This is a genomic window from Halovulum marinum (assembly GCF_009697225.1).
In the GTDB taxonomy this organism is placed as follows: Bacteria; Pseudomonadota; Alphaproteobacteria; order Rhodobacterales; family Rhodobacteraceae; genus Halovulum; species Halovulum marinum.
This window is the reverse complement of record NZ_WIND01000016.1, coordinates 64,508-85,183: the sequence shown is the minus strand read 5'-3', so window position 1 is coordinate 85,183 and position 20,676 is coordinate 64,508. Positions and strand designations below refer to the sequence as shown.

At 69.9% G+C, this 20,676-nt stretch carries 23 protein-coding genes, 1 tRNA gene and 2 pseudogenes; 11 read left to right on the top strand and 15 right to left on the bottom strand.

Features of this window, described 5'->3' with window-relative positions:
• Positions 1–34: 34 nt before the first annotated feature.
• Positions 35–1,261, top strand: a complete 1,227-nt coding sequence (locus tag GE300_RS16665; protein ID WP_154448110.1) for a benzoate/H(+) symporter BenE family transporter — start codon at positions 35–37, stop codon at positions 1,259–1,261.
• Here the strand turns inward: GE300_RS16665 and GE300_RS16660 are convergent.
• The 5 genes from GE300_RS16660 to GE300_RS16640 all read right to left on the bottom strand — a co-directional run bounded on the left by GE300_RS16660 (position 1,194) and on the right by GE300_RS16640 (position 4,076).
• Complete coding sequence (locus GE300_RS16660; protein WP_154448108.1) at positions 1,194–1,388, bottom strand: hypothetical protein; 195 nt, start codon at positions 1,386–1,388, stop codon at positions 1,194–1,196. The two genes, GE300_RS16665 and GE300_RS16660, sit on opposite strands and share 68 nt — an antisense overlap.
• 213 nt (positions 1,389–1,601) lie before the next feature.
• Positions 1,602–1,808, bottom strand: a complete 207-nt coding sequence (locus tag GE300_RS16655) for a Trm112 family protein (RefSeq protein WP_154448106.1) — start codon at positions 1,806–1,808, stop codon at positions 1,602–1,604.
• The gene (locus tag GE300_RS16650) at positions 1,805–2,458 is read right to left on the bottom strand and encodes an LON peptidase substrate-binding domain-containing protein (protein ID WP_325063287.1); all 654 of its coding nucleotides are present in this window, start codon (positions 2,456–2,458) and stop codon (positions 1,805–1,807) included. The genes GE300_RS16655 and GE300_RS16650 overlap by 4 nt, the downstream gene beginning before the upstream one ends.
• Before the next feature lie 45 nt (positions 2,459–2,503).
• Positions 2,504–3,418 carry a thioredoxin family protein gene (locus tag GE300_RS16645; RefSeq protein ID WP_154448102.1) on the bottom strand — a complete coding sequence of 305 codons (915 nt, stop codon included), beginning with the start codon at positions 3,416–3,418 and terminating at the stop codon, positions 2,504–2,506.
• Positions 3,419–3,479: 61 nt separating this feature from the next.
• Positions 3,480–4,076: an HD domain-containing protein gene (locus GE300_RS16640; RefSeq protein WP_154448100.1), complete on the bottom strand. Its 597-nt coding sequence runs from the start codon at positions 4,074–4,076 to the stop codon at positions 3,480–3,482.
• 237 nt (positions 4,077–4,313) lie between these two features.
• Between GE300_RS16640 and GE300_RS16635 the strand changes: the two genes are divergently transcribed.
• The 5 genes from GE300_RS16635 to GE300_RS16615 all read left to right on the top strand — a co-directional run bounded on the left by GE300_RS16635 (position 4,314) and on the right by GE300_RS16615 (position 7,791).
• Positions 4,314–4,619, top strand: a complete 306-nt coding sequence (locus GE300_RS16635) for a hypothetical protein (RefSeq protein WP_154448098.1) — start codon at positions 4,314–4,316, stop codon at positions 4,617–4,619.
• 335 nt (positions 4,620–4,954) lie between these two features.
• Positions 4,955–5,515, top strand: a complete 561-nt coding sequence (locus GE300_RS16630) for a peptide-methionine (R)-S-oxide reductase (protein WP_233417115.1) — start codon at positions 4,955–4,957, stop codon at positions 5,513–5,515.
• Between the two features lie 12 nt (positions 5,516–5,527).
• Positions 5,528–6,055 carry a peptide-methionine (R)-S-oxide reductase gene (locus GE300_RS16625; RefSeq protein ID WP_154448094.1) on the top strand — a complete coding sequence of 176 codons (528 nt, stop codon included), beginning with the start codon at positions 5,528–5,530 and terminating at the stop codon, positions 6,053–6,055.
• A gap of 465 nt (positions 6,056–6,520) precedes the next feature.
• Positions 6,521–6,772 carry a hypothetical protein gene (locus GE300_RS16620; RefSeq protein ID WP_154448092.1) on the top strand — a complete coding sequence of 84 codons (252 nt, stop codon included), beginning with the start codon at positions 6,521–6,523 and terminating at the stop codon, positions 6,770–6,772.
• Between the two features lie 185 nt (positions 6,773–6,957).
• Entirely contained in the window at positions 6,958–7,791 is an 834-nt protein-coding gene (locus tag GE300_RS16615) for an extensin-like domain-containing protein (protein ID WP_154448090.1), read from the top strand.
• A gap of 39 nt (positions 7,792–7,830) precedes the next feature.
• Here the strand turns inward: GE300_RS16615 and GE300_RS16610 are convergent, their stop codons facing one another.
• The 3 genes from GE300_RS16610 to tsaD form a co-directional block, all read right to left on the bottom strand.
• On the bottom strand, positions 7,831–8,214 hold the full coding sequence (locus GE300_RS16610) for a DUF1761 domain-containing protein (protein ID WP_154448088.1): 384 nt from the start codon (positions 8,212–8,214) through the stop codon (positions 7,831–7,833).
• A gap of 100 nt (positions 8,215–8,314) precedes the next feature.
• A complete protein-coding gene (locus tag GE300_RS16605) occupies positions 8,315–8,737 on the bottom strand; it encodes an EVE domain-containing protein (protein WP_154448086.1) in 423 nt (140 codons plus the stop codon).
• 55 nt (positions 8,738–8,792) lie between these two features.
• Positions 8,793–9,869: a tRNA (adenosine(37)-N6)-threonylcarbamoyltransferase complex transferase subunit TsaD gene (gene tsaD, locus GE300_RS16600; RefSeq protein WP_154448084.1), complete on the bottom strand. Its 1,077-nt coding sequence runs from the start codon at positions 9,867–9,869 to the stop codon at positions 8,793–8,795.
• Between the two features lie 64 nt (positions 9,870–9,933).
• Between tsaD and GE300_RS16595 the strand changes: the two genes are divergently transcribed.
• From GE300_RS16595 to GE300_RS16585, 3 genes are all read left to right on the top strand, one after another.
• On the top strand, positions 9,934–10,677 hold the full coding sequence (locus GE300_RS16595; protein ID WP_233417114.1) for a uroporphyrinogen-III synthase: 744 nt from the start codon (positions 9,934–9,936) through the stop codon (positions 10,675–10,677).
• Between the two features lie 117 nt (positions 10,678–10,794).
• Positions 10,795–12,378, top strand: a complete 1,584-nt coding sequence (locus tag GE300_RS16590; protein ID WP_154448080.1) for a COG4223 family protein — start codon at positions 10,795–10,797, stop codon at positions 12,376–12,378.
• 20 nt (positions 12,379–12,398) lie between these two features.
• Positions 12,399–14,144, top strand: coding sequence for a heme biosynthesis protein HemY (locus GE300_RS16585; protein ID WP_154448078.1), 1,746 nt, complete (start codon positions 12,399–12,401; stop codon positions 14,142–14,144).
• Positions 14,145–14,380: 236 nt separating this feature from the next.
• Here GE300_RS16585 and GE300_RS16580 read toward each other — a convergent pair whose 3' ends face one another.
• From GE300_RS16580 to GE300_RS16570, 3 genes are read right to left on the bottom strand one after another with little or no spacing between them, the layout of a single operon-like run.
• Positions 14,381–15,595, bottom strand: coding sequence for a tyrosine-type recombinase/integrase (locus GE300_RS16580; RefSeq protein ID WP_154448076.1), 1,215 nt, complete (start codon positions 15,593–15,595; stop codon positions 14,381–14,383).
• A complete protein-coding gene (locus GE300_RS16575; protein ID WP_154448074.1) occupies positions 15,592–15,798 on the bottom strand; it encodes a hypothetical protein in 207 nt (68 codons plus the stop codon). Before GE300_RS16575 ends, GE300_RS16580 begins: the two co-directional genes overlap by 4 nt.
• Positions 15,795–16,538, bottom strand: a complete 744-nt coding sequence (locus GE300_RS16570; RefSeq protein WP_154448072.1) for a hypothetical protein — start codon at positions 16,536–16,538, stop codon at positions 15,795–15,797. Before GE300_RS16570 ends, GE300_RS16575 begins: the two co-directional genes overlap by 4 nt.
• A gap of 406 nt (positions 16,539–16,944) precedes the next feature.
• Here GE300_RS16570 and GE300_RS16565 point away from each other — a divergent pair, with 406 nt between their 5' ends.
• Positions 16,945–17,085 carry a hypothetical protein gene (locus GE300_RS16565; RefSeq protein ID WP_154448070.1) on the top strand — a complete coding sequence of 47 codons (141 nt, stop codon included), beginning with the start codon at positions 16,945–16,947 and terminating at the stop codon, positions 17,083–17,085.
• A gap of 36 nt (positions 17,086–17,121) precedes the next feature.
• Here GE300_RS16565 and GE300_RS16560 read toward each other — a convergent pair.
• The 3 genes and pseudogenes from GE300_RS16560 to istB all read right to left on the bottom strand — a co-directional run bounded on the left by GE300_RS16560 (position 17,122) and on the right by istB (position 19,057).
• A tRNA-Thr gene (locus GE300_RS16560) sits at positions 17,122–17,196 on the bottom strand.
• Positions 17,197–17,429: 233 nt separating this feature from the next.
• Positions 17,430–18,222, bottom strand: a pseudogene (tnpC, locus tag GE300_RS16555) (IS66 family transposase); the annotation flags it as partial.
• Positions 18,223–18,310: 88 nt separating this feature from the next.
• Complete coding sequence (gene istB, locus GE300_RS16550; protein ID WP_325063286.1) at positions 18,311–19,057, bottom strand: IS21-like element helper ATPase IstB; 747 nt, start codon at positions 19,055–19,057, stop codon at positions 18,311–18,313.
• 52 nt (positions 19,058–19,109) lie between these two features.
• Here istB and GE300_RS16545 point away from each other — a divergent pair.
• A pseudogene (locus tag GE300_RS16545) lies at positions 19,110–20,338 on the top strand (IS3 family transposase).
• 104 nt (positions 20,339–20,442) lie between these two features.
• Here the strand turns inward: GE300_RS16545 and GE300_RS16540 are convergent.
• Entirely contained in the window at positions 20,443–20,673 is a 231-nt protein-coding gene (locus GE300_RS16540; protein WP_154448068.1) for a hypothetical protein, read from the bottom strand.
• Positions 20,674–20,676 lie beyond the last annotated feature (3 nt).

The window sequence follows — 20,676 nt, the reverse complement described above, 5'->3', positions numbered from 1 at the left end:
GTGCGGGCCGCGCGGGCAGACCATGGTGCGCGCCATGTTCAGGGACTTTTCCGCCTCGGCCGCCTTCATGGGCGTGATCGCCGCCTTCGTCGGCTTCGCTTCGTCGTTTGCGGTGGTGCTGCAGGGTCTCGACGCGGTGGGCGCGACGGCGGCGCAGGCCGCGTCGGGGCTGATGGCGATCGCCGTGGCCAAGGGCGTGGCGGCGATCGCGATGTCGGCGCGCACCCGCATCCCGATCGCCTTCGCCTGGTCGACCCCGGGCGCGGCGCTGCTGGTCACGACCGGCGCACTGCCCGGCGGCTTTGCCGAGGCGGTCGGCGCGTTCGTGATGTGCAGCGCGCTGCTGGTGCTGACCGGGCTGTGGAAACCGCTGGCCGGGCTGGTCGGGCGCATCCCCGCGCCGCTGGCCAACGCGATGCTGGCCGGTGTGCTGCTGGGCCTGTGCCTGGCGCCCTTCCGCGCCATCGAGTTCAACCCGGCCTGGGGCCTGCCGATCCTCGCCGGCTGGATCCTGGGCCGGCGGCTGCACCCGCTGCTGGCGGTGCCGGCGGCGCTGGCGGCATTCGTCGCGGTGATCCTTCTGGGGGTACGGCCCGACGCCGCGGCGCTGCGCGGCCTGCCGCTGCTGACCGGACCGGTGCTGGTCGCGCCGGTGTTCACCGCGGGCGCGTTCGTCGGGCTGGCGCTGCCGCTCTACATCGTGACCATGGCCGGGCAGAACCTGCCCGGCGCGGCGGTGCTGCGGGCGCATGGCTATGACCGCGCGGCCGGGCCGGACATCGCCGCCAGCGGCTTCGCCAGCGTGCTGGCCGCGCCGTTCGGCGGTCATGCGGCGAACTATGCCGCGATCACCGCCGCGCTGTGCGTGGGCGCCGAGGCGCACCCGGATCCGGCACGCCGCTACTGGGCGGCGATCGTCGCCGGTCTGTGCTACGTCGCGCTCGGGCTGCTGGCCGGGGCGGCGACCGCCTTCGTCGGGCTGGCGCCGCAGATCCTGATCCAGGCGGTGGGCGGGGTGGCGCTGTTCGGCGCATTCTCGGCCGCGGCGCTGGCCGCGTTCCGCGACGCCGAGGACCGCGAGGCCAGCGCCGTCACCTTCCTGCTGACCGCCTCGGGGGCGGCGTTCCTGGGCGTGTCCGGCGCGTTCTGGGGCCTGCTGGCCGGCGGCGCGATGCTGGCGATCCGGCGCCGGCTCAGCCCGGTTTCCTCGGCGTCACCAGCACCGGCGGACGTCGCTCCTCGGCCGCGCGGAACAGGCTGAAGGCCTGGTTGACGTAGTTCACCGCACCGCTGTCCATGTCGAACGGGCACACCGCCTGGAAATAGCGGCTTTCCGGGGCGATCACCGCGGGGCGGCGGCTGGCGGACCTGGCGTGGGCGCGGGTCATCTCGCGAGCGCACGCGGGCGGGAGGCGCGAACACCGCCGCCGCCGCGGTCTCGGCCAGCAACCGGACCCCGGCGCGCCGTCCTGCGGCCGGTCGCAGGTGACGGTGAAGTGGATGGAAGTCGCCAGGTGATCCCCGAGCGGCGCCCATTTGAGCGGCTTTCGCCGCACCGGCAAGCACCGGGCCGCCACCCGCAGGGACAGGGCCGGGCGCCGTCAGTCCTCCAGCCGCCGCGCCTCGTCGATCAGCATCACCGGGATGCCGTTGCGGATCGGGAACGCGAGTCCGGCCCCGCGCGAGACCAGCTCCTGGCGCTCGGCGTCGTAGATCAGCACGCCGCGGGTCACGGGACAGACCAGCGCCTCCAGCACCTTGCGGTCGAGTTGCTCGCGGCGGGCCGGCGTTTCGGCGGCGGTGGTCATTGCAGACTGCCTTCGTCGCTGCCGCCGCGCAGGGCGAATTCCATCAGCGTCACCAGCGTCTCGCGCCGGGTCTGCAGCGTCGGCGCCTCGAGCAGCGCCTGCTTTTCCTCGGGGTCGAACGGGCAGAGCATCGCCAGCGAGTTCACCAGCAGCTCCTCCTCGGCCTCCTTCAGGCTGTCCCAGTCCGAGGCCAGCTGCGCGATCTCGAAGTAGCGGTGCAGCACCTTCAGGAACTGCGCGCGGTCGAAATCCTCGTCGGTCTCGCGCCGGCCGAGGTCGCGCTCGAAGCTGGACCAGTCGACGTCGGCGCGCATGTAGGGGGTGAAGCCGTCCTTGGCTTCGCTGATGCGGAAGCGCGACACGCCGGTCAGGGTGATCATGTAGCGGCCGTCCTCGGTCTCGTGCAGGCCGGTGACGCGGCCGGCGCAGCCGATCCGGTGCAGCCGGTCGGCGCTGTCGTCGCGGCCCTCGGGCACGATCACCGGCTGCACCATGCCGATCAGCCGGTGGTCGGTGCGCAGGGTATCGTCCAGCATCGCCAGGTAGCGCGGCTCGAAGATGTTCAGCGGCAGCCGGGCCCGCGGCAGCAGCAGCGCGCCCGGCAGGGGAAACACCGGTATCGTCTGCGGCAGGTCGGCTGGCGTGAAGATCTTCGTCATGCGGCGGTCGCTCCCCCCTGAGCTATGGGGAACAACCTAGGCGAATATCATGGATGACAAGCGCCGCCGACCCCTCTGCGCGGCCGGGTCCTTCGGGCCCAGCGCATCGAACAGCTTGAACAGCTGCTCCTTCGCGGCACCCTCGTTCCATTCGCGGTCGCGGCCGAACAGATCCAGCAGCGTGTCGATCGCCTCGGCCGACTGCCCCGCCGACACCTGCGCCAATGCCAGGTCGAAGCGCGCCTGCAAGTCGTCGGGGCTGGCATCGACGCGGGCCTGCGCCTCGGCCACTTCGCCGGCGTCCTGCGTGTCCGACGCCAGTTCGAGCTGCGCGCGCACCGCGGCGATCGCCGGATCGTTGCGTCCCTCGTCCGGCGCGCCGTCGATCAGCGCCTGGGCGCGGTCGGTCTCGCCCAGCGCGATGTGGGCGCGGGCCAGCCCCGCCAGCGCGGTCATGTTGCCGGGCTCCTCGCCGAGGATCGCGGCGAAGGTCTGCGCGGCGTCGGCGACGGCGCCTTCCTCGAGCATCTGCTCGGCGGCCTCCAGCGCCTCGGCCAGACCGCCGTCGCCGGCCGGGCTTTGCGCGATCAGCGCGTCGATGAAGCGCTTGATCTCGCCGGCGCTCTGCGCGCCCATGAAGCCGTCGACAGGGCGGCCGCCGACGAAGCCGAACACCGCCGGGATCGACTGCACCCGCATCTGGCTGGCGATCATCTGGTTCTCGTCCACGTTGACCTTGACCAGCCGGACCTTGCCACGCGCGTCGCGGACCGCCTGTTCCAGCGTCGGCGTCAGGGTCTTGCAGGGCCCGCACCACGGCGCCCAGAAATCGACGATGACCGGCACCTCCATCGAGGCGTCGACCACGTCGGCCATGAAGGTCGCCTCGGAGCTGTCCCGGATCAGGTCATCCCCGGCCGGCTCCTGCATGCTCTGTCCGAATTCCAGCATCGGCCTGTCCTTTCGCTGACGCGTGTTTCCGATCCCATATAGGCCGCCGCCGCGGCGGAAGCTAGGCCTCGACCAGCGCGCTGAGGTCGGCGTGGCGTGCCAGGAAATCGCGCTTCACCTCCATCGGCGGGCGCGGCGACAGGCGGAACGCCTCCAGGTCCGGCGACGCCGGCGGGCGCGAGAAATGCCGGTTCGCCTCGGCCTCGGTGAAGCCGGCGATCTGGGTGGCCTCGAGCCAGGCGCTGATCCGGTCGGCGCGCTTGATCAGCCGCTTGACGCTGACCGGCAGCACCGGCGGCAGTCCGAAGCGCATGTGCACCGCCCGGGTCAGCCGCTCGTCCATCGCCTTGTAGGCCGGGCCGACGGCGGATTTCACCGGCGAGATCATGTCGCCGATCACGTATTCCGGCGCGTCGTGCAGCAGCGCCGCCAGCCGCCAGCGCGGCGGCGTCTTCGGCGCCACCAGCGCCAGCAGCCGCTCGACCAGCAGCGAATGCTCTGCCACCGAATAGGGGAAGTCGCCCCGCGTCTGGCCGTTCCAGCGCGCCACGAAGGACAGCCCGTGGGCGATGTCCTCGATCTCGACGTCGAGCGGCGAGGGATCCAGCAGATCCAGCCTCCGCCCCGAAAGCATGCGTTGCCAGGCCCGTGCCGTCATGCGCCCCCCGTTCCGGTCCGGCGCGGGTGCTAGCACAGGCCCGCCGCAGGTCCAAGCGCCACGATTGGCGCGTTGGCGCCGTCGTGACCGGAGGTTATTTGATCGGAAAGATTTCCACACCATATCTGGAGTATGAACCGCGGTGACCCGCAACAATCGGGACCGCAACACCGGTTGACCCGCCAAGGAGGGGGGGCGAACGCCCCGGCGGCTATGCCGACAAGACAGGAGCGGATCATGTTCAAGACCATCATGACCGCCGCGGCTGTCGCCTTCCTTGCGTCAACCGCGGCACCGGCACAGACCGCGTGCGCCCCGCGCGACACGCTGGTCGAGACCCTGACCGCACGCCACGGCGAGCGGCTCAGTTCCGGCGGGCTGACCGGCCCGACGGTGCTGATCGAGGTGTGGACCGGCGAAAGTGGAAGCTGGACCATCCTGATGACCGACGCCAAGGGCACCAGTTGCATCGTCGCCGCCGGCCAGGACTGGACCGAGTTTCCGCCGGCCGCGCCCGCGGGCCTGCCGGCAAGCGCCAGCTGACGCCGGCGCGTGAACCTGCCGGGGCGGGTGCCACTGGTCCCGCCCCGCGACAGGTTCTGTGCCGGATCGAATGCACCGGCATCGCCGCGTCCGCGGCCTGACGGCGTCTGCGCCGAGCGCGCGCCCGGGAACGGGCGCGACCGGGCGACGCTGCCGATGTCCTGCCGGCAAGCTTCGCACCGCCAACTCCTATCCGGCGGGCCGTTCGCGCCCTGACCCCATCCACCATCGGATCCCGCGAAAAAATGGCCGGCACGTCACGCAGCCTTGTAGCGGGGTTTACCGGCCGAGCCTGTATCCTTGGGGCAGTCCCGATTGCCCGAAAGGAGGCTGCGATGCCCAAGAGAAACGGACCCACGCGCCGAGCGATGCTGCAAGGCACGGCCCTCGCCGGGGCCGCCGCCGCGCTGCCGCTCACGGGTCGCGCCCAGTCGATACCGAAATACGGCACCACGAAATTCGACTACGAGGTCGTCCGGACCGAGGAGGAGTGGCGTGCCCGGCTGAGCGAACGCGAGTACGGCATCCTGCGCGCAGGCGGCACCGAGTTGCCGAAAAGCGACCCGAAGTGGAGCGACTACAGCGCCGGATCCTACCACTGCCGCGGCTGCGAGCTGCCGCTCTACAGCTCGGACTGGCGGGCGCCGCTCTCGCACGGGTGGGTGTTCTTCTACCATGCCGACACCGACGCGGTGCTGACCGGCCTCGACCGCGGCAACCCGTACCGCGGCGACGCCCCGCAGATGGGCGGGGACGCCGATCTGGACCCGAAGCGCACGCTGATCGAGGTTCATTGCCGCCGCTGCGGCAGCCATCTGGGGCACATCGTGTACCTCGACGGCAATCTGGTGCATTGCATCAACGGCACCTCGCTCGGCTTCACCGGTGCGGCGTAGGAGGAGCGCGCGATGGAATACAGACCAGGCCGACGCGGTTTCCTGACCCGCATGCTGCTGGCCGCCACCGCGCTTCCGGCGGCACTGGTCGGCCGCGCGCATGCCCGGCCCGCCCGCGACTTCGACTACGAGTACGAGGTGACGCGGACCGAGGAGGAATGGCGCGCGCTGCTCAGCGACTACGAATTCGCCATCCTGCGCCAGAGCGGCACCGAATGGGCCCGCAGCTCGCCGCTGTGGAACGACTACCGGCAGGGCGACTTCAGCTGCAAGGGCTGCGATCTGCAGCTCTACTCCTCGGACTGGCGAGTGGCGCTGGACAAGGGCTGGGTGTTCTTCGCCCACAGTCTGCCGACAGCGGTGATGACGGACATCGACCCCGGCAACCCCTACGGCCTGCGCCGCGAAGAGGGCACCGCCGTCGTCGAGGTCCATTGCCGCCGTTGCGGCAGCCATCTGGGCCACCTGCTGGTGGTCGAGGGGCAGCTGGTGCACTGCGTCAACGGCACCTCCCTGATCTTCGCGCCCCGGACCGGCTGAGCCGGACCGCCGCGGGACCCGGCGGGCCGGGGGCGATTCGCCCCCGGCCCGTTTCCGCGCGCGCCGTCGCCCCGACGCGGGCCCGGCCCCGCTTCGGCGCGGCGCGGCGGCGGCTCACGCCGGGCCAACACGAACGTGTGGTGCATGACCGGCCACCGCCGTTCACGACCCGCGTGAGGTCGCGCAACAAACCCGCTCACGACGAGTTCACGCGCGCCCCAGCCGCCGCGACCCGGAACCCCGGTTTGTTTCAGCGCGCGGCCGGTCTTGCCGCCTCCGCGCCGGCGGCCGCGCCGGGGCTGAAACAATCCCGCGACGGGCGCGATCCGGCGTTGCTGTCAACCGCAATTCCGCGTGAGACCGCGCGAGCCTTACGTGTTTTGAAAGGCGCCCCCGGATCGCTCAAACCGGTTGTCGCAGGCCGGGCAGTCCGGTCTGGACCAAACAGTCAAAGGGAAACACGCCATGAAAACCGTCATTACCGCCGCCGTCCTGCTCGCCTCGGCGACCGCGTTCACCGCCTCGGCCCAGGGCATGGGCGAGGGGCTGTCGATGCTGGAACTCGCGGTCGACAACGAGCTGCAGCGGCTGAACGTCCAGGACGTCGACCCGATGGCGCTGACGCTGTCGCAGCTGGCGATCATCCGCGGCATCGTCGAGGGCGACGAAAGCGACAACGACAAGAAGCGCCGCATCGAGGCGGTCGTGAATCGCTGAGAGGTCCCGACGGCGGGCGCCCCGGTGCGCCCCAAAAGCGGCCCGGCCTTCCGGGCCGCTTTTGCCGTGGCGCCGCGGCCGCACGGCGCTGGCCATCGGCAGGCGCCGGCGTATAGTCGGTCGGGCCGGCGCGCGGAGAGCCGTGCGCCGGACGCCATTGCAAGGCCGCGTTTGCAGGGCCACGATTGCAGACCCGCGATTTCGAGGCCGCGACTTCAAGGACCGACGTGTTTCCCCATTTCCTCAGACGCCGCGATCCGCCGCCGCCCGGTCCCGCGCCGCGCCCGCCGCTGACCCTGCCGGGCCTGCTGGGGGCACTGGCGTCGCTGGCGGGGTATGTGCTGCTGCTGGCCTTCGTCGTGGTCGTCGGGGCCGCGCTGGGGCCCGGCATTCCGGAACGGCTGAACCCGCTGGCGCCGCTCGATCCGGCGGCGCCGGCGGGCCCGCTGACCGCCTTCAAGCTGGATCGCGCCACCGCCTCGCCCGAGGCCTGCCGGGCCGCCCTCGACCGCATCGCCACCCCGGGCCTGACCCGGCTGCCCGACCGCCGGGTCAGCGCCGAATGCTCCATCGCCGGGCACACCCGGGTGCGCAAGCTGTCGCGGGCGCTGCTGGCGCCGGTCTCGACCAGCTGTCCGGTCGCACTGCGACTGTACCTGTGGGAGCGACACGCAGTGCAGCCCGCCGCCCGCGCGCATCTCGGCCAGGGCGTGGCCGAGATCGGCCATCTCGACAGCTTTGCCTGCCGCCCGATCCGCACCGAGAACGGCGAGGGCGAGGCGATGAGCGCGCACGCCACCGCCAGCGCCATCGACATCGGCTCGGTCACGCTGGATTCGGGCCGCCGCCTGGCCCTGGCCGACGGCTGGCGCAACCCCGACGGCAAGATCCGCGCCTTCTGGCGGCAGCTGCGCGACGACGGCTGCACCTGGTTCCGCACCGTGCTGGGGCCGGACTTCAACAGCCTGCACCAGGATCACTTCCACCTGGCGCAGGGGCGTTACAACAGCTGCCGCTAGGCCCCCTGCCCGGCCAAGGCCATCCGCTCGCGGCGCCGGTCAGAACAGGCCCAGCACCAGCCCGATGATGGCGCAACCCACCACCGCGTAAGTGGCGTCGATCGCCATCAGCGCCCGCGGCCGTCCGGCGAAGGCATAGTTGGTGACGATCCACGGCGCGGCGATGAACGCGCCCAGGCCCAGTCCGGTGACCAGCGCGGCGCCGACACTGTCGATGCCGGCCATCACCAGGATGTGGCGCATCATTCCCGCCACCAGCACGGTGGCGGCGAAGCTGATGATGTAGGGCGCGGGGTTCTTGCGATCGATGCTTTCGGCGGTCAGGCCGTTGGCGGCCATCCACGGCTTTGCCATGCTCATGTACCAGACCGATCCCCAGGCGTAGCTGGCCACGGCGGCGAGCAGAACGGCGACGATACCCATCGAACCCTCCAGTGCGGTGCGCCGCGCCAGTATGCCGCGCTCCGGCACCGGGTCAACGACCGGCGCCGCTGCGGCCGTGTAGGCGGCGCGACCGCCGGCGTCAGTCGCCCTGCCAGCCGCCCATGGCGCAGACGGTGTTCCACTCGGCCTCGGTGACCGGCTGCACCGACAGCCGGGTGTTGTTGACCAGCACCATGTCGGCCAGCGCCGGTTCGGCCTTGCAGTCGTCCAGCGTGACCGGCGTCGGCATCGGGCCGACGGCCCGGATGTCCACGCATTCCCAGCGCGGATCCTCGGTGCTGCTGTCGGGATGCGCCTCGGCGATCACCTCGACCACCCCGACGATGCGCTTCTCCTTCAGCGAGTGGTAGAAGAAGCCGCGGTCGCCCAGCTTCATCTCGCGCATGTTGTTGCGCGCCTGATAGTTGCGCACGCCGTCCCATTCCTCGCCGGCATCGCCCCTGGCGACCTGGTCGTCCCAGCCCCAGGTGCCGGGTTCGGATTTGAACAGCCAGTAGCGCATGTGCGCGTCCTCCAGATTGCATTCGGGATGCACATTGCCGACCGGCGCGGCGAGATCAAGCCTTGGCGCCCTTCCGCCCCGAGCCGAGCTGCGGCGCGGCACCCGCATCGAGCGGCCAGCGCGGGCGGGCGGCCAGGCCCATGTCCGAGGTTTCGCCGGCCGCCGCCTGCTCGATCCCGGCCCAGGCGATCATCGCAGCGTTGTCGGTACACAGCGCCAGCGGCGGGGTCACGAAGCGCGCCCCCGCCGCAGCGGCCACGGCGCGCAATGCGCCGGCGATGGTCCGGTTGGCGGCGACGCCGCCGGCCACCGCCAGCACCGGCGCGGCGGTACCGAACGCGGCCAGCGCGCGGCGGGTCTTCTCGGCCAGCACGTCCGCCGTCGCGGCCTGGAAGCCGGCGCAGAGATCGGCGCGGTCCTGCCGCGTCACCCCGCCCTGCGCCGCGACCAGCTTGTCGACGGCGCGGCGCACGGCGGTCTTGAGCCCCGAGAACGACAGGTCGCAGCCCGGCCGGTCCAGCAGCGGCCGCGGGAAGGCGAAGCGCGCCGGATCGCCGCCGGCGGCGGCGCGCTCGACCTCGGGGCCGCCGGGATAGCCCAGCCCCAGCAGCCGCGCGGTCTTGTCGAACGCCTCGCCCGGTGCATCGTCGATGGTGCCGCCCAGCCGGCGGAAGTCCTGCGGCCCGCGCACCGCCAGGAACTGGCAGTGCCCGCCCGAGACCAGCAGCAGCAGGTAGGGATAGTCGATGCCGTCGGTCAGCCGCGGGGTCAGCGCGTGCCCGGCAAGGTGGTTCACCCCCAGCAGCGGCACCCCGGTGGCGGCCGACAGGCCCTTGGCGCACATCACCCCCGCCAGCACGCCGCCGATCAGCCCCGGCCCCGCGGTCACCGCGATCAGGTCGAGCCCGGCCAGCCCTACGCCCGCCTGGCGCAGCGCCTCGGCGACGCACAGATCGACGCGCTCGGCATGGGCGCGGGCGGCGATCTCGGGAACCACGCCGCCATAGGCCGCGTGCAGCAGCGCCTGGTCGTAGATCACCGAGGACAGGATTCGCCGGTCGGAGGCGACGACGGCGGCCGCGGTATCGTCGCAGCTGCTCTCGATGCCGAGGCACAGGTCGGGCATGGTCATCGGGCCGGGCTCCTGCCGGGGCAGTGGTTTGCCAAGAGGTCGCGCGCCGGGTACCACCGGCGGCATGGACGCGCAACATGATGCCCCGTCGCACGGTGACAAGCCGGGACTTCTGATCCCGCGCCCCGCGGCGCAGGCGAACGCCTTTGCCGCGCGGGTCGCGGCCGCATTGCCCGGGCGCTGGCGCTGCGTGGTCGCGCCGCTGATCGAGATCCGCTTCCGCAAGGTCGAGGCAGATGCGGACGACGCCGACACGCTGGTCTTCACCTCGGCCAACGGCGTCGCCGCCTGGATCGCGGCGGGCGGACGGCGCGACCGGCCGGCGATCTGCGTCGGCGCGGCCACGGCGCGCGCCGCCCGCGCCGCCGGGCTGGCGGCCGAGGTCGCGGGCCCGGATGCGCCGGGGCTGATCGCCACGCTGACGGCTCGACGGCCGGGCGCCGGGCGCTACCTGCATTTGCGCGGCGCCCATGCGGCGGCGGACGTGGCGGGTGCGCTGCGCGCCGCCGGCCACCCGGCCCGCGAGGTGGTGATCTACGATCAGACCGCGGTGCCGTTGCCGGGCGCCGTGGCGGACGGTTTGACCGGAGGCGGTTTCGGCGGCGTGACGCTGTTCTCGCCCCGAAGCGCGCGCCTGCTGGAGGAGGCTCTGAACCGGCGGCCAATGGACACGGCGGTGCGGCGGTTCTGCCTCAGCCCGGAGGTGGCCCGCGCGGCGCGGCCCCTGGGCGGGGGCGAGATCGCGGTGGCGGCCGCGCCCACGGCCGAGGCCATGCTGCGGCTGCTGGCGGAAACCGCGGCACGCTGAATCGCCTCCGCCGGGCCGATTGGGTTGTGAGCCTGTTGATCAGCCACTAGAAATGACGACGAGGGGAATCCGGTTCACCGCCGGGCGACCTGCACCAATTGCGAAGGCGGCGCGTACATGGCGAACCCACCGAATTCCGACGATACCCCGGACAAGAAGACCGAGGACCCCGGTTCCGCGGCGGAGATCGACCGGACCGAAGACGCCGGAGCCGAACCGGAGGCACCGGGCACCGACGCCGACCCCGCGACTGGCGAGGCCGCGGAACCGGCGGGCGCCGATGCGGCTGCCACCGTGCCCGGTGAAGGCGCCACGGAGGACGAGCTCGCCGACGATGCGCCTTCGGATGCGCCTTCGGATGCGCCTTCGGAAGACGATGCGCCCTCGGAACATGCGCCGGACGCGGCCGCGCCCGCCGACGAGGCACCGCGGAGCGATGTCGCCGCGGCGCTGGCCACCGCGCCGCTGATCCGCGACGGCGCCGCGCCGGAGCCGAATCCGGCGACGCCGGCCGCCGGCGACTACGACCACGACCTGCCCGAGGACGAGGAGGAGCACTCCCGCTCGTTCGCGGCCAAGGTGCTGACCGGGCTGATCCTGCTGCTGGTGGGCGGCGGTCTGGCGCTGTGGGCGGCGCCGCGGGTCGCGCCGTACCTGCCGGCCGCGCTGGACCCGCTGAAGGTGCGGCTGCTGCCCGGCGAATCGCTGAGCCAGAAACGCATCGCCGCGCTGGAGGCGAAGATCGACGACCGCATCGCCGGCATCGTGCCCGGCATCCGCGCCGAGCAGGCCGAAGCCCTGGCCGCGGGCGCCGCCGCCGAAACCGAAGAGCGGCTGGCCGGGCGGCTGGACGCGCTTGCGGCGCAGATGACCGAGATGGGCGACCGGCTGGAGGCCGTCGACAGCGCCAGCGTCGAGGGCCGGCTGGCGCAGGCCGAAACCCGTCTGGAGGGCCTGTCGGCGGAACTGGCCGGGCTGAGCGCGCTGCAGACCGAGGGATTGAACGACCAGCAGCTGGCCGAGTTGAACCGGTTCCAGGCGGTGGTCGAGGGGCTGCGCGCCGAGGTCGCCACGCTGGCGGATCAGCAGGGCGCGCTGGCGCAACGCATCGACGATGTCGAGGTCGCCGTGACCCGCCGCCTGCAGGAGGCCGAGGCCGAGGTCTCGGCCGCCCGAACCGAGGCCGAGGCGGTGAAGTCGCTGTCCACCGCCCGCGCCGCGCTGTCGACGATCGAGGCGGCGCTGGCCTCGGGCGAGCCGTACCAGCCGGCGCTGGAGCAGGTGCGGGCGAACATCGAGCGCGAGATCCCGTCGGGCCTCGCCGCGTCGGCGGAGACCGGGGTCGCGACGCTGGGCGTGCTGCGCGCCAATTTCTCGGAAGCGGCGCATCAGGCGATCCGCACCGCGATCCGCGAGGGCCGCAGCGAAAGCGGTGTCGGCGGCCGGGTCGCCGCCTTCCTCGAGGCGCAGATCGCCAGCCGGTCGCTGACCCCGAAAGAGGGCGAGAGCGTCGACGCGGTGCTGAGCCGCGCCGAGGATGCCCTGCGCCAGGACAACCTGTCCCGCGCGATCGACGAGCTGGCGGCGCTGCCGCCCGCGGCGCGCGCGGCGATGGACGACTGGATCGCGCGGGCCGAGGCACGGGTCGCCGCCCGCAGCGGCTATTCCGAGCTGAACGCCGCACTGTCGGCGCAGAACTGACCTGAAAGGACCCACGCCCGATGCTCTGGTCACTCCTGAAGATCCTTCTGTTCATCGCCGCCGCGGCGGCGCTGGCCTGGGGCGCGGGCCTGTTGATGGAGGCGCCGGGCGAGGTTCGCATCGCCTTCGTCGGGCGCGAGTACACCCTGTCGCCGCTGGGGTTCGTCATCGCCCTGCTGCTGCTGCTGCTGGCGGCCTGGGTGGTGCTGAAGATCCTCGGCCTGCTGATCGCGATCCTGCGGTTCCTGATCGGCGACCAGACCGCGATCACCCGCTATTTCGACCGCAACCGCGAGCGGCGCGGCTTCGACGCGTTGTCGCAGGCGCTGATCGCGCTGGCCGCCGGCGAGGGCCGGCGCGCGCAGGCCAAGGCGCAGCAGGCCGAGCGGCTGCTGAACCGGCCGCAGCTGACGCGGCTGCTCAACGCGCAGGCGGCCGAGATAAACGGCAACACCGAGCGCGCAATGGCCTATTACAAGGACATGCTGACCGACGAGCAGACCAAGTTCGTCGGCGTCCAGGGGCTGCTGCGGCAGAAGCTGATCGAGGGCGACACCGACACGGCGCTGAAGCTGGCCGAGAAGGCTTTCGCGCTGCAGCCGCGGCACGAGGGCACGCTGCAGACGTTGTTCGGTCTGCAGGCGCAGGCGCGGGACTGGAGCGGCGCGCGCAGGACCCTGGCTGCCAAGGTGCGCGCCTCGACGTTGCCGCGCGACGTCGGCAAGCGCCGCGAGGCGGTGCTGTCGCTGGCCGATGCCCGCGCCGCGCTGGCCGACAACGAGCAGGCCAAGGCGCGCGAGGCCGCCTATGCCGCGAACCGGCTGTCGCCCAGCTTCGGCCCCGCCGCGGCGCTGGCGGCCGAGCTGCACGCCCAGGCCGGCGATCGCCGGCAGGCGGCGCGGATCGTCAAGAAGGCGTGGACCGAGGCGCCGCACCCGGATCTGGCCGCCGCCTTCGCGGCGATCGTCCCCGACGAGACTCCGGCCGAGCGGCGCAACCGGTTCGAGGCGCTGCTGAAGATCCAGCCCGACCACCCCGAGACGCGGATGGTCGCCGCCGAACTGGCGCTGGCCGACGAGGACTTCCCCGGCGCGCGCCGTGCGCTGGGCGATCTGGCCGAACGCCGCCCGACCGCCCGCAGTCTGGCGCTGATGGCTGCGATCGAGCGGGGCGAGGGCGCCCCCGACACGGTGGTGCGCGGCTGGCTGGCCAAGGCGCTGGACGCGCCGCGCGGCGAAGCCTGGGTGTGCGACGTGTGCAACACGGTGCATGGCCAGTGGGCGCCGATCTGCGAGAACTGCCAGAGCTTCGATACCCTCAGCTGGCAGGTGCCGCCGCAGAGCGAGGATGCCGGCAGCACTGCCGCCGCCATGCTGCCGCTGATCGTCGGCGCGCTGGAGGACCGGCGCCCCGAACCGGAACCGGAACCCGAGCCCGAGCCCGCGCGCGGCGGAACCGATGCGGGTCCCGCCGCCGCCGCGGCGCGGACCGCGTCGCCGAAGGCCGCGCCGGAGCCGGTCGTCGCGCGGGCCGAGGTCGACGCGGACGAGACCCCACATGAACCGGAGACCGCGGCCGAGCCGGAACCCGCTACCGTCGATGGCCAACCGTCCGCCGCGGCGTCCGGGGCCACGACGCCCGGCGGCGCGAAACCCGGCGAGCCCGGCGGCCCGCCGCGCTTCGAGCGCGCAGGCGAAAACGCCGAACCGGTGCCGCCGCGCCCCGACTACGCCCCCGGCGAGGATCAGGGCTGGCGCGACCGGTAGGTGCGACCCGAAGTCCGATTTGGCGGCCGATCCGGCGGCGCGTCCGGTGCCGGCGAAAGGCGTTTGCGAGCGCGGCGATCAACGGCTAGAAGCGCGGGGCGTCGCCACCGCGGGACCAGCCCGCGCCGGCCCGGGCCGAGCCGCGGCGCACTAGTGGCGGTGTAGCTCAGCTGGTAGAGCACGTCATCCGTAATCTCTTGCACCCCCATGCGTGTTTACTTTTTCCTCACGCGATTTCATAGGGTTGGTCGTGACTGTGCGGGCGCCTCCTTGGGGAATGTGCGGAAACTGTGCGGAACAAACTTGTCCATCGCCGCACGGTGCGCCGCGGTGTTGAGGTGTGCGTAGCGCTGGACCATGTTCAGCGTGGAGTGACCGAGGACGTCCTTCAGCACCAGCAGATCGCCTTCGCTCTGCACCCACCAGGATGCGAACGTGTGCCTAAGGTCATGGAAACGAACGTCGTTCAGCCCGGCCCGGATCCGGGACTTCTGGAAGAACCCGCGGAACGAGGTGAACGGCGCCGGCTCCCCGAAGCCCTGCCGACGGGTGTTCCGGTGCCAGAACACCAGCTCGCAGGGGGCGGTTTCGCACAGCTTTTGGACTGTGCGGAACGCGATCGGGTTCAGCGGCACCATCCGCGGCTTCTGGTTCTTGTTCCGCTGGTCGAGGATGAACATCTCCCGGTTGTGGAGATGGATCATCGGCTTGCGCAGCGCCGCCAACTTTCCATAACGCAGCCCGGTGTTGCAGGCGAACTCCACCACCTTCTTGTGCATCTCGTCCCAGCAGCAGCCGAGCAGCCGGTTGTAATCGTCGGAGGTCAGCCAGCGGGTCTCCGTGGCGTTCGGAGCCCGGTCGAGCAGCGCGCCGGCCACGGTCAGCAGCATCGTTGCCTCCGCGAAACCGGGCTTCAGATTGTATTTCTGGGTGAGTTCAGTCGCCGAGGCTTGCAGCTTCTTGGCGACTTCAAACTGGAAGTTATTATCATTCCCCGGTGGACACCGGGGCACGACTTGATTCAATCGCAGCTTCGCGAAATGGCCCGAGCGAACTCCTTGGCGTCGTTGGAGCCGCAGGACTTCGCCTTTGAGTGCCGGGTTGCCGGGGGCGTAGCCCGCCCCTTCATGGGCCAGCTGCCAGGCCTTCAGGAACTCGTGGACATAGTCGAAATACCAGACGGTCCCGTTCGGCATGATGATCGCCATCTCCGGGTCGACGTCATGCTCCTCGACCTGGACGCGGTCCATGAAGCCAACGGTGTCACGCAGGACCTCGTAGGCCTCGCGCCAGTCGGCGGGCATCGGAGGCATGGAGCCCTCGTGGACGACCCAGCACGCCCAATGAAAAGTGAGCCATTCACGCACCGTGGCATTGGCGTCGGCCTGGAAGCTCGCAACGACGGTCCGGAGGCCATCTTCGTCATCGAAGGTGATGGTCCAGATCTTCATCCCCAGTCCTCCCGTTCGTCAGCCGCGGCGCAGATCTCGCTGTAGGTGCCCTCGTCCCGATTTCGGATCCCATCCAGCAGATCGCGCAGACCCGGGGCGCCATCCAGTTCCACGATGACGATCAACAGCTCCATCGTGGCTTCCCGACGTTGCTCGGCTGAGGTTACATAAAGATTGTTGGTATCGATCTTGATGTTGCTCACTCCTGATCCGGCAGGCTTTCCCAGAGGGCGCGCTCGGCGGCGTCCTGGGGCCCGATCCATTCGCTGTGGTGGGGTTCGACGCCGTCGGAGTCGCACTGGCACGACCATTCGTCGGTCCACTCGAGGCCGTCCGCGCCCAGGTAGTAGCTCCGCCAGACGAGGGGGTTGCCGCTGATGTCGATGTCCATGTGATGCCACCTGGGTGCGGTACACCTCCTCGCCCACCTCATCGACGCCGGTGATGTAGGGGTCGGGCCAGAAGTTGCCTTCATCGACCAGCCACAGCCCGGGATCGGCCTGTCCACGCGCCAGTTCACGGGCTTCGGCCGGGTCCCGGGCGGCGACCCGACCCGGGCGGTGTGGAACGGCGAGACCCGCCGGTTCATGTCCGACCACTCGGGGAATTCCCAAGGCACGAACAGCTGCCGTGCAGTGGTCTCGTCCAGTCCGAGCAGCTCCGCTGCCACAGGCTCGACCGCAGCTGCCAGAACGTAGGGCTCGTTCGTGGCGAACCCGATCAGGGACGGCGTGATCATGTTCTCGAGGAAGCGGAAGTCCCCGAAGAGCGGCGCCGCTCCCGCAAGGTCGACCGAGATGCCCGTCCAGCCCCCGAACGGGGTGGTGCGGACAGCGATCCAGGCGTCCATGCGGAAGCGGAAGCCCTCGGCTGTCTCGGGGGCACCGAGACGCAGCCAGTTGCGGATGTCCAGCAACAGTTCAATGTTCTTGAGATCCTCCATCGGATTTGCAGTGTCGGATTTGCAGTGCGCGGCTCGCGGCGTCCACACGCATTTCGCGAAGTTGAAATTTTGAACTCGCTGGACAGACGGGTGGCGTGTGGGTTCCTGGTGCGCAGGCTCGCGGGTAGGGTTCGTGTGCTCGCGGCTCAGGCTCGCAGGCTCACAGGCCCGCGGGCTCAGGCTCGCGGCTCAGGCCGACAGGCTCGCGGCTATGGATAGGGCTCGCGGGCTGGTGGCTCAGGCTCACGGGCGCGCGGGCTCAGGCCCACAGGCTCACGGGCTCGCAAGCTCGCAGGCCCACAGGCTTACCTGCCCCCCACCGCTACCGGCCTCCCCGGTGTACCATTTTCCACACCCTAGGCCAGCCGGGCTGGACAAATAAGCATTTGTTATATCAGGGAAAATTATGAAAGAGGTCATCGATGATCTCGCACGACCCAACGATGGCGCCGCCTATGCCGTCACCGGGATCGTGCTCTGGAAAGTGCTGAAGTACGTCGTGATCGTGGCGGTCGGGATCTTCGCCGGATCGCTGATCTTCGCCTGAAAAACAGAAAAGGGCCCCCGCGGGGGCCCGTTTTCGTGGTGCCGGCAGAGGGATTTGAACCCCCGACCCATCGCTTACGAAGCGATTGCTCTACCGCTGAGCTATGCCGGCATGGCGAGGCTGATACCATCGTCGTCGGAGCGCCGCAAGCTCTCCGAGAAAGGGCGCCACAGGACCTCCCAGAAGGTCAGAAGGCCCGGCTTCCAGTCCTGCACAAACATCTCCCAGTAGCGGTCCTGGAACGGATCGGCGTCGGCCAGGAAGGCCATGAACTGGTCGTGGGTGGGGTCCAGCTGCTGCTCGATCCGCAGCGCGGTGATCATGTCCTCCTCGAGCTCGGGATCCAGCGCCCGGAAGTATCCCGTCTTGGTCTTCCGTTTGCCCGGATCGAGCACCGGGGCCCGTGTCTCGTCCATGAAGAGCTTGGTTGACCGCTTCAGGTTCGCCATCAGGGCCCCGAAAACCGGGCGCAACTCGAAGGCGGCCCGCCCGACCCAGTCCGCGAGCGTCGAGCAGTCGAGGCCGACGCCCTGGCGGCGGTAGATTTGTGTGACGATACAAGGGAAGATGGTCGGCGTATTTGCTGACCAGAACATGTGCGACCGTCGCTTCGGTCGGCAACCCGCCGGGGATCGGACGTGCCGGCGCCGGTGCCTGCACAACGCCGTCGGTGCAGCTGCGGCAAGCGTATTTGGCGCGGCGCGTCACGATCACCCGGAACTGCGCAGGGACGATGTCCAGCCGTTCCGACACGTCTTTGCCGATGCAATGCAGGCAGCCCCCGCAGGCGCAGGTCAGGCTCTCGGGTTCGATCACCTCCTCGATGCGCGGCAGGTGGTCGGGCAGCGCCTTGCGATCGACCGCCCGGGGCTTGGCGCTGCGCCTGGAAGCCGGGGCATCGGCCTCTTCGTCCGCATGGACCGCAGCGATTGCCGTCTCCAGATCCTCCAGCGCCAGCTCGAACTGGTCCGGGTCGATCTTCTCCGACTTGCGCCCGAAGGCGGCCTGCTTGAAGGCGGCGACCAGCTTCTCCAGCCGCTCGATCCGCTCATCCTTGCGCAGATTGCGCGCCTCCGAGGCGGCCAGCATCGCCTTCAGGGCGTCGATGTCATCGGGCAGGTCGGGGACACTCGGCATGGGGCCGACCTATCAGACCAGCCCCGGTTCCGCCCGCCCTACAGCGCGTCAATCTGGGAGAGACGCCAGCGACAATCAGGATGAGATCCTATGTCGCGGCATCGGTGACGTTATCATCGTGATTGCCGCTGGCAGGATTTTCTTCGGCTGCTGTTTGTCGCTCAGCGTCAATCAGCGGTGTATTTTTGATTGTCGCGTAAGCCGCAGGCCTGCCTCTCTTCCGTTTCGCCTCCATCGCCGTCCGCCGTCTGTAGCTTTCCACGTTCATCTCGAAGATGGTCGCATGGTGGACGAGCCTGTCGACGGCCGCGAGCGTCATTGCGGGATCGGGGAAGACCTTGTTCCATTCGCCGAAGGGCTGATTGACGGTGATCATGATTGACCGCCTCTCGTACCGCGCCGAGATCAGTTCGAAGAGGACGCTGGTTTCGGCCTGGTCCTTGGTGACATAGGCCAGATCATCGAGGATGATCAGATCGAACTTGTCCAGTTTTGCAATGGCGGCCTCGAGCTGCAGTTCCCTGCGGGCCACCTGCAGCCTCTGGACGAGATCGGTGGTTCTCGTGAAGAGCACGGGCCAGCCGTTTTCGATCAGTGTCAGGCCAATGGCGGCCGCTAGATGGCTCCTGCCGCCACCGGGCGGACCGAACATCAGGACATTGGCGCCCTTGGCCAGCCAGCTGTCTCCCGCCGCCATGGCCATGACCTGTGCTTTCGAGATCATTGGAACGGCGTCGAAGTCGAAGCTCCAGCGGTGGGCGCGTCCGGCCAGTTCGTGCTCCGCAATAGCGGCCAGGAAGCGGGCGGCCGGCCAGCCCTCCCGGTGACCTGCCACGGGATTTTTCCTCCACCGCCGATTAGAGTCCGCCCCAACATGAGGACGGACAATGAAGCGAACGAGATTCACGGACGAGCAGATCATCGGCATCCTGGGCGAGCATGAGGCAGGTGCGAAGTGCGCCGATCTGTGCCGCAAACACGGCATGTCTGAAGGCACCTTCTACAACTGGAAAGCCAAGTTCGGTGGCATGACGGTGTCGGAGGCCAAACGGCTGAAGGCGCTCGAGGACGAGAACGCGAAGCTGTAGGTCCAAGGGACCGTGGCCCCAGTGGGGCCGCGTAAGCCCGCAGGACGCTGGCCGAGCAGATGCTGGATCTGGCGGCGATGAAGGAGCTAGTTTCAAAAAAGTGGTGACGCCTGCTGTGAAGCGCGAGGCGGTCGCGCATCTGAGGTCCCTGCTCGGGCTCTCGGAACGGCGGGCGTGCCGGATTGCCGGGGCGGATCGCAAGATGGTCCGCTACCAGGCGCAGCGTGCGCCGGATACGAAGCTGCGCGGCCGCCTGCGCGAGCTGGCCAACGAGCGTCGGCGGTTCGGGTATCGGCAGCTCTTCGTCCTGCTGCGGCGAGAGGGGGAGCCGTCCGGGATCAACCGGATCTATCGGCTCTACCGCGAAGAAGGGCTCACGGTGCGCAAGCGAAAGGCCCGGCGCAAGGCTGTCGGAACGCGCGCCAATCCTGGTCGAGGCCCGGCCCAATGCGCGCTGGTCGCTGGATTTCGTCCACGACCAGTTCGCCAACGGTCAGCGTTTCCGGGTGCTCAACGTGGTCGACGACGTCACCCGTGAGTGTCTCGCCGCGATCCCGGATACCTCGATCTCGGGGCGCCGTGTCGTGCGTGAACTGACGGCCCTGATCGAGCGCCGCGGAAGGCCCGGCATGATTGTCAGCGACAACGGCACGGAACTGACTAGTAACGCCATCCTGCGCTGGTGTTCCGAACACCGGATCGAGTGGCATTACATCGCGCCGGGCAAGCCCATGCAGAACGGCTTCGTGGAGAGCTTCAACGGGCGGATGCGCGACGAGCTGCTCAACGAGACCATGTTCCGAAACCTGGATCACGCACGGATTGTGATCGCCGCCTGGGCTGCCGATTATAACACCGAGCGCCCCCATTCGGCCCTGGAATACCAGACACCGGCTGATTACGCGCGGACCCTGACCACCGCAATCGCCCGCCCCGCTGCGCGAGATGAAAGCTCCGCGCGTCGGGCGATTGCTCAACCTGCGCCAAACGGCGTAAACACCAACCGGGCTCCGGTCCAGGCTGGATGAAAGTTCAGTGGCAGGTCATACGGCCTGTGAATTTCGGAAAACTCGTAATGATGGGGTCGTAGGTTCGAGTCCTATCACCGGCACCACTTTCACGCGCTACCGAATCACGTTCCGGCGACCACTTCGGGTACTTGATAGTGCCACGGCATGCTATTGCGGCGGCCTGCACAGACCGGCCATTGCGGAACCACTTTCAGTCGCTTCAGCGGATCCCAACTCAACCCGCCCTTCTCACGGCGCCGGTAGCAGGTCTGCTGCGTCACACCGAACTGGCGCACCGCTTCGGCAACGCTCAAGCCCTGCCCCCGCAGCACTTCAGCCTGCCGCAGTGTCATGAC

What these genes read in the sequence shown, in the direction of transcription:
- GE300_RS16665 (WP_154448110.1), top strand. Translation starts at nt 35, where the DNA reads ATGTTCAGGGACTTTTCCGCCTCGGCCGCCTTCATGGGCGTGATCGCC.
- GE300_RS16660 (WP_154448108.1), bottom strand. Translation starts at nt 1,388, where the DNA reads ATGACCCGCGCCCACGCCAGGTCCGCCAGCCGCCGCCCCGCGGTGATC.
- GE300_RS16655 (WP_154448106.1), bottom strand. Translation starts at nt 1,808, where the DNA reads ATGACCACCGCCGCCGAAACGCCGGCCCGCCGCGAGCAACTCGACCGC.
- GE300_RS16645 (WP_154448102.1), bottom strand. Translation starts at nt 3,418, where the DNA reads ATGCTGGAATTCGGACAGAGCATGCAGGAGCCGGCCGGGGATGACCTG.
- GE300_RS16640 (WP_154448100.1), bottom strand. Translation starts at nt 4,076, where the DNA reads ATGACGGCACGGGCCTGGCAACGCATGCTTTCGGGGCGGAGGCTGGAT.
- GE300_RS16635 (WP_154448098.1), top strand. Translation starts at nt 4,314, where the DNA reads ATGTTCAAGACCATCATGACCGCCGCGGCTGTCGCCTTCCTTGCGTCA.
- GE300_RS16630 (WP_233417115.1), top strand. Translation starts at nt 4,955, where the DNA reads ATGCCCAAGAGAAACGGACCCACGCGCCGAGCGATGCTGCAAGGCACG.
- GE300_RS16625 (WP_154448094.1), top strand. Translation starts at nt 5,528, where the DNA reads ATGGAATACAGACCAGGCCGACGCGGTTTCCTGACCCGCATGCTGCTG.
- GE300_RS16620 (WP_154448092.1), top strand. Translation starts at nt 6,521, where the DNA reads ATGAAAACCGTCATTACCGCCGCCGTCCTGCTCGCCTCGGCGACCGCG.
- GE300_RS16610 (WP_154448088.1), bottom strand. Translation starts at nt 8,214, where the DNA reads ATGGGTATCGTCGCCGTTCTGCTCGCCGCCGTGGCCAGCTACGCCTGG.
- GE300_RS16605 (WP_154448086.1), bottom strand. Translation starts at nt 8,737, where the DNA reads ATGCGCTACTGGCTGTTCAAATCCGAACCCGGCACCTGGGGCTGGGAC.
- tsaD (WP_154448084.1), bottom strand. Translation starts at nt 9,869, where the DNA reads ATGACCATGCCCGACCTGTGCCTCGGCATCGAGAGCAGCTGCGACGAT.
- GE300_RS16595 (WP_233417114.1), top strand. Translation starts at nt 9,934, where the DNA reads ATGGACGCGCAACATGATGCCCCGTCGCACGGTGACAAGCCGGGACTT.
- GE300_RS16590 (WP_154448080.1), top strand. Translation starts at nt 10,795, where the DNA reads ATGGCGAACCCACCGAATTCCGACGATACCCCGGACAAGAAGACCGAG.
- GE300_RS16585 (WP_154448078.1), top strand. Translation starts at nt 12,399, where the DNA reads ATGCTCTGGTCACTCCTGAAGATCCTTCTGTTCATCGCCGCCGCGGCG.
- GE300_RS16580 (WP_154448076.1), bottom strand. Translation starts at nt 15,595, where the DNA reads ATGAAGATCTGGACCATCACCTTCGATGACGAAGATGGCCTCCGGACC.
- GE300_RS16570 (WP_154448072.1), bottom strand. Translation starts at nt 16,538, where the DNA reads ATGGAGGATCTCAAGAACATTGAACTGTTGCTGGACATCCGCAACTGG.
- GE300_RS16565 (WP_154448070.1), top strand. Translation starts at nt 16,945, where the DNA reads ATGAAAGAGGTCATCGATGATCTCGCACGACCCAACGATGGCGCCGCC.
- GE300_RS16540 (WP_154448068.1), bottom strand. Translation starts at nt 20,673, where the DNA reads ATGACACTGCGGCAGGCTGAAGTGCTGCGGGGGCAGGGCTTGAGCGTT.